This window comes from Bradyrhizobium sp. Mp27 (assembly GCF_029953005.1).
GTDB classification, from domain to species: domain Bacteria; phylum Pseudomonadota; class Alphaproteobacteria; order Rhizobiales; family Xanthobacteraceae; genus Bradyrhizobium; species Bradyrhizobium barranii.
The window spans coordinates 58,598-64,810 of the sequence record NZ_JASAUS010000041.1; the positions used below are offsets into that span (position 1 = coordinate 58,598).

Sequence of the window (6,213 nt, forward strand, 5' to 3'; positions counted from 1 at the left end):
CCCACCATCTCTCGGCCGTCGCCACTGAACTGGTGGGCACGCTTCGCTTTACCCACCCTACGAGATCTCACTTCGCTGCCGCTCCGGGCCTCTCACCGCCACGTTCCAGAAATCGCAGCACGTCGTCGCTGAACTGCTCGGGATCCTGCAGGAACGAGAAGTGACTGACCTCCGGCTGGATCAGCAGGCCGGCCCCCGGAATGTTCGCCGCCATGAACTCGGTGTTGTCGCGCTTGATCGCCTCGTCGTGGTCGCCGTCCACGATCCAGGTCGGGACCTTGATCGTCGCGAGATCCGACGCCGTCCATTTCGGCTGGCTCTCCCACATTTTGGTAATCTCGGCGACGAAGCCCTTGTACTCGGTCGGGGTCGGCGACAGGCGCTTGTACTCCTCGCCGGCTCTCGCGATGTAGGCGTTGAAGACGTCGCTCGACGCGATATCCGCAACGCCTGACGGATCCGAGTTCGCCGCGAAGGCGAACAGCCTGCTCACCCGCTCCGGATGCTTCATCGCGATGTCGAGGCCGATGATCGCGCCGTCGCTCCAGCCCACGATCGCAGCTTTCCTGATCTTCAGGTGATCGAGCAGGGCGACCACGTCCGAGGCCATCAGATCGTAGCCATAGGGCTCCTGATTGCGGCTGCTGCGCCCATGCCCGCGGCTGTCCATGACGATGACCTGATAGTGCCGTTGCAGCGCGCGGACCTGGTGGCCCCAATAGTTGGCGTTGGCGAGGCCGCCATGCAGCAACAGGACGGGCTCGCCGCGGCCGAAAATTGCGTACCAGACCTTGATGCCGTTGACGGGCGCGAAGCCGCTCTGCGTCGCCTTGGGCAGGGTCGGCGTCGGCGGCAGGTTCAGCCATTGCGGCGCCGCATGTGCCGCGCTGATCGCGACCGTGACGACAAGCGCGGCGAGAAGATTGCGAAACATCATGATACGCCCTCCTGTTCGACCACCGGATATTAGCGCACGGCAAGTTGGGGGCGTCACGTCGCAACACGGTCCACCACCGAGACGTGAAGCCTCGTGATCTCCATTGCCGGGCAGATGTCGATGCCACAACGCAACGTCCGGGCTCAAATGGGGCGCGCGCTAGGTCTGACCTGTGTCATCGCAACGCCTGCGATCGCGAGCAGCCCGCCGGCGATCAACTTCGGGGTCATGCGCTCGCCAAGGAACAGCACGCTCGACGTCAAGGCGAACACCGGAAGCAGCAGGCCGAAGGGCGCGACACGGCCCATGGAGCAGCGCCCGATCAGCCAGAACCAGAGGCCGAACCCGACAATTCCGCCGATGAAAATCGTGTAGGCGAGCGCCAGCCAGCCGCGTCCGTCGGCCGTGACGAGGCTCGCCAATTGTCCGTATTCGAGCAGCAGCGACATCAACATGACCTGCGGCACCGTGAACAGCGACGACCATCCCATCAACATCAGCGGATCGAAAGGGCCGTAGCGCTTCGTCAGGACGTTGGACACCGCGAATGCGAAGGCCGCCCCGACCACCAGCAGCAGCGGAAGCCCGTTGGCCGACAGGCCAGGCTCCGCTGCCAGCACGACAACGCCGGCGAATGCGAGCAGCACGCCGGCGGACGTGGTGAGAGACGGCCGCTCGGCGAGCAACGGCCAGGCCAGCAGGACGGTGAAGGGCGTGGCGAGTTGATACGCGACGGCCGACATGCTTCCCGAGCCGAGCCCGAGGCCGACATAGAACAGGCCGAAGTTCAGGCCACCAAGGAAGATCGAAATCGCGACGACAGGGCCGAACTGCTCGCGCGTCGGCCGTTTGACGAACGGAACGAGCAGCAGTGCGATCGCGAGGAAGCGCAGCGCGAGGAAGAACAGCGGCGGAAACTTCGCAACGCCCACCTTGATGGCCACGAACTGATAACCCCAGAGCAGGGGAACGGCTACCGCGCAGACGATCTGGATGGCAGACATGGCATCTATCCTTTCACGACCGATCGGTCCAGATATTGGCGCACCAAGTGCGGAGGCGTCCGGGGTGTGTTGACCTGATGGGGTTGCTACCTGACGAATCGATCGAGCAGAGCCTCAGCGGTGGCTTGCGATGTGGCCCGCGCCGGCGCCGTCTTGCCGACCACGCGCAGGCCCTCGACGAAACAGACCAGAATTTTGGCGGCACTCGCGGGATCGACACCGTCGGCCAGCTTGCCCGCCACCTTCGCACGGGATAGGGCATCGGCCACCCGGGCCTCCATTTCCCTGAAGAAGCCCGCGACGCGACGACCGACTTCGGCATCCTGGCCGGCCAGCTCCATGGCCGTGGCCACCAGCAGGCAGCCGCGCCGGCCGTTGGCACCGCTGGTGCGATCGACATAGCCGGCAAGATAGGCCCGCAGGGCGTCGATCGGCTCCCTGCGGGGGGCGAGCTCGACATCCATCCGTGTCACGGCATCGGCAATGTAGCGATCGAGCGCGCGCAGGAAGAGCGAGTGCTTGTCGCCGAACGCGGCGTAAAGGCTGCCACGCGAGAGTTTTGTGGCCCGAAGCAGGTCCGGCAGCGCCGTGGCGTGATAGCCGCGCGACCAGAACACCCCCATCGCGCGTTCGACCGCGGCGTCCAAATCGAAGCTTCGGGGACGGCCACGGGGCGACTGCACTGGGGTTTGGCGGATCATCATCCAAATATAGACCGATCGGTCTTTAAATCGCAAGTGCCCGCTTCGGGACGAAAGCCGGCGTCAGCTTCGAACGCGGAAATGGCTGCCGCGGGGCCATGAACGGACACATGCACCGCCGCAATCGTCGTCGCTATTCGATCACCTCGTCGGCGCGGATAAGCAACGAGGGCGGCACGGTGAGGCCGAGCGCCTTGGCGGTCTTCATGTTGATCAGAAGCTCGAATTTGGTTGGCCGTTCCACCGGGAGGTCAGAAGGCTTGGTACCTTTGAGTATCTTGTCCACGTAGCTCGCCGCGCGGCGGAACAGATCGCGGGCGTCGGCTCCGTACACCGACAGTCCGCCATCAGCATAGTGCCGGAACAGATAGTTTGCCGGCAGGCGATACTTCGCCGCGAGCGCGATAATCCGCGGAGCCTGGACATAGGTGAGCGTATCGCCAAAATCGATGATCGCATCGGCGTGCCCGGCGGCAGCGGACGCAAAGGCGGCGTCGAGCTCGTCGGCCGTGGCCGCCTCGACCGGCATCAAAGCCACGCCCAGTTCCCGGCTTATGCGGGGTACGTCTTCTGCGAGATATATCCTTTGCATTGGGTTGGCCGGATTGACCAGGAGCGCGATTTTGGAGGCGCCGGGAACAAGTTCTCGAAGGATTTCGAGACGTTTCGCCAGGAAGTCGTCCGGTACCATGGTTGAAAGGCCCGTCACGTTGCCTCCGGGGCGCGACAGGCTTTGCACGAGACCAAGCTTCACGGGATCGGCCACACTCACGAATACAATCGGAATGGTGGTTGTTGCCGACTTCAGCGCTACGGCCGCCTGCGGTCCCGGAGCGATGAGCAACTCGGGACTGAGGGCAATCAGATCGGCGACGGAAGCCGCCAGTCGATCCGAGGGTTGGGAAAAGCGATACTCTATGACGAGATTTTTTCCCTCGATCCAGCCGAGGCTCCTCAGCGCATCGAGAAACACCAGTTCGGTTTGATTAAGGGCTTTCCCGCTTCCATCTCCCACAGCGAGAAAGCCGAGCCGACGGCGTTTTCCCTGCGCACGCGAATAACCTGGCGAAACAAGCAGCGCCGCAGTGCCCGCTATGAACTCCCGCCGTTTCATTCGCCCCTCATCGCAGCGTAAGGACGAGGGCGCAAAGTATCACGTCTCGATAGCCGTTGCACTCTGCGGCTGCAAATGCTGCGTCGCGAATGTGGCGCGTGGCGTAGGACGGCTATGGGTCAAAATGCGAAGAACTCAGAGTGAGCAAAGTCAGTCCGCTCTACCCCACCAAGCGGACCTCAATGAAAGGTGTCGCCACTTCGCTGATGGGCCAGAAGCGGACGACGAGACCGAGCGTCTTGGCATCCCCAAGGCCAACGATAAGCTCGAACTTCTCGGGTGACTGCGTCCATCTGGGCTTGCCTTACGAACCCGCTGACTACACGCTACCCAAATGAGCAGATTCCACGCCCGAAGTAAGGTCATGATCGGCGCCACGGCACTCCGTGCGCTTGTGCTGACTGCAGCCTTTTTCGCGGCGTTGTCGCCGGCCACCTGCCTTGGCGAAAACAGCAACCGCTTGCCGACCAAGGCTACAAAGGAGCTACCACCCGAGTTGCTCTCGCTGCTCCGACAAAAGAAGATGCCAAAATACTCGCCTATCCTTGTGCGCGTCTTCAAGCAAGAGGCGGAGCTCGAAGTCTGGAAACAGGACACCACCGGCCTCTTCAAAATCCTCAAGGTGTACCCGATCTGTCGGTGGTCGGGGGATCTCGGGCCGAAACTGAAGGAGGGTGACCGTCAGGCTCCAGAGGGGTTCTATACGATTACTCCCGAGCTGATGAATCCCAACTCCGATTACCATCTCGCGATCAACGTCGGCTTTCCCAACAGCTTCGACAAAGCAAACAATCGCGACGGCAGCTTACTCATGATCCATGGCGACTGCTCATCGAGCGGTTGCTATGCCATGACCGACGAACAGATAAGCGAGATCTATTCGCTAGCGCGGGACTCGCTCGGCGGCCGACCGTCCTTTCAGGTCCAGGCTTATCCATTCCGCCTGACGCCGGCAAACCTGGCGCAGCATCGAAATAGCCCGAACCTCTCCTTCTGGAAAATGCTCAAAGTCGGCAACGATCACTTCGAGACGACGCATCTCGAACCTAAGGTGGACGTGTGCAATCGACGCTATGTGTTCGATGCGCAAGCTCCGCCAAATTCGCCGTATCCTCTCGTGTTCAGTCCCACCGATAAATGCCCCGCGTTTGTCGTGGATTCCAAAATTGCGCGACGGGCGCTTGAGAAGCGCCGTACCGACGAACTCGAATTCGCACGATTGCTCAATGACAACGTGCCGGAAGCCCCGATCTATAGCGGACTGGACGGCGGAATGAACGAGGCTTTTCTAGCAAAGTATCTGGTCAGAGTGACGCTTGCGAAAGTGATGCCGTATGCATCTTATCTGCCGCAACTGCCGCCGATCCCCTGGGTCACCAACGATGGTTCGTTGACGAGTAGATGGTTTGGCACCTCGTTCTCGAAACCGATTGCATGTGACCTGGCTCGTTCCAGCTTCCTGTCGACCGTCGTGGAAGGAGACGACGGGTGCTAGAGCGCCCGGACTACTTCAGGCTTGCATCCCTGCGCTCGCTATCAGCCCATGCTCCCTGGCATGAAGCAGCGCGGCTTCGGATGGCCATCTAGGTAGTAAGGCCAGACCATCGTACGGCCAGCGCGGTTCGGTCCATCCACGACAGCTTCGTTCGGAACATCAACCCACTCGCCATCAAGGCGTACGCGATAGTGACCGTTCTTAGTTTCCCAATCGGCGTCATCAACGCGCTTCGCATCACTGCCATCGCAGCAAGGCCCTTTGCCACTGTGCAAGCTCTCATACCAGCTGTTCAACTCGGGGTGCTGATAATCGTGGGCGCGAGCATGACCGATTGTAAAGATCGGCAGCATGACAGTGAATACAGCAAGCGCTGCATGCCGAAGGTGATTGTTCATCTTACTTCTAATCCCGCAGTGGAAGTCCCACACGCCGAACACGTCAAGGCACGCCAAACTTGGGCCCGTAGTAGCCACTCCAGGGCCACACACATCGCCGCCCCGGTACCGCAGAGTCTAAGCTTGCTCACTCACCACCGGATATGAAAGGCCAACAGTGCTTGTGTTCTCTATGGAGATGGAGAAGCGATCGACCGATTAAAGGAATATTTCGTCACATCGCTTTCAACGATGCGCGATGTCGACGCGTCGTATGATCACGAGTTCCGGCGCATGCTGGAGAAGTTGAGTTTGGTCCTAAGCACGCCCTCCGCATCGCAGCGCCCGGTCCGCAATCTCAACGACGCGGCAGTATCTCCGCCCGAGATGACAAATCCGCCCGCTCCGATCGTCAACACGCTATTAATTTCGATGTCGGCACAGTAGGCGGATATCGCTGCGACCGCGACGCACGTCCGCTAATGGGATGGTCCGGCCGTGCTCCTGCCCCGCCAGCGATAAGCTGGCCAGGGGCGCCAAGACAAGGAGCACGCCATGTCCCAGACACTCAATACCGCGATCGCC

At 61.2% G+C, this 6,213-nt stretch carries 6 protein-coding genes; 1 reads left to right on the forward strand and 5 read right to left on the reverse strand.

The genetic code is table 11. The features are described from left to right. Positions 1 to 67: 67 nt before the first annotated feature. From QJT78_RS21675 to QJT78_RS21690, 4 genes are all read right to left on the reverse strand, one after another. The gene (locus tag QJT78_RS21675) at positions 68 to 937 is read right to left on the reverse strand and encodes an alpha/beta hydrolase (protein ID WP_080586577.1); all 870 of its coding nucleotides are present in this window, start codon (positions 935 to 937) and stop codon (positions 68 to 70) included. Between the two features lie 143 nt (positions 938 to 1,080). After that, positions 1,081 to 1,941 carry an EamA family transporter gene (locus QJT78_RS21680; RefSeq protein ID WP_028152224.1) on the reverse strand — a complete coding sequence of 287 codons (861 nt, stop codon included), beginning with the start codon at positions 1,939 to 1,941 and terminating at the stop codon, positions 1,081 to 1,083. Between the two features lie 86 nt (positions 1,942 to 2,027). Continuing rightward, positions 2,028 to 2,642, reverse strand: coding sequence for a TetR/AcrR family transcriptional regulator (locus QJT78_RS21685; RefSeq protein WP_193375944.1), 615 nt, complete (start codon positions 2,640 to 2,642; stop codon positions 2,028 to 2,030). A 133-nt stretch (positions 2,643 to 2,775) separates the two neighbouring features. Further along, the gene (locus tag QJT78_RS21690; RefSeq protein WP_028152226.1) at positions 2,776 to 3,756 is read right to left on the reverse strand and encodes an ABC transporter substrate-binding protein; all 981 of its coding nucleotides are present in this window, start codon (positions 3,754 to 3,756) and stop codon (positions 2,776 to 2,778) included. Positions 3,757 to 4,120: 364 nt separating this feature from the next. Between QJT78_RS21690 and QJT78_RS21695 the strand changes: the two genes are divergently transcribed. Then, positions 4,121 to 5,251 (forward strand): murein L,D-transpeptidase family protein, encoded by a 1,131-nt coding sequence (locus QJT78_RS21695; RefSeq protein WP_028152227.1) that lies wholly within the window; start codon positions 4,121 to 4,123, stop codon positions 5,249 to 5,251. Between the two features lie 41 nt (positions 5,252 to 5,292). On the opposite strand, the gene QJT78_RS21700 is transcribed toward QJT78_RS21695, so the two are convergent. Next, a complete protein-coding gene (locus QJT78_RS21700) occupies positions 5,293 to 5,649 on the reverse strand; it encodes a hypothetical protein (RefSeq protein ID WP_240537580.1) in 357 nt (118 codons plus the stop codon). Positions 5,650 to 6,213: the final 564 nt, after the last annotated feature.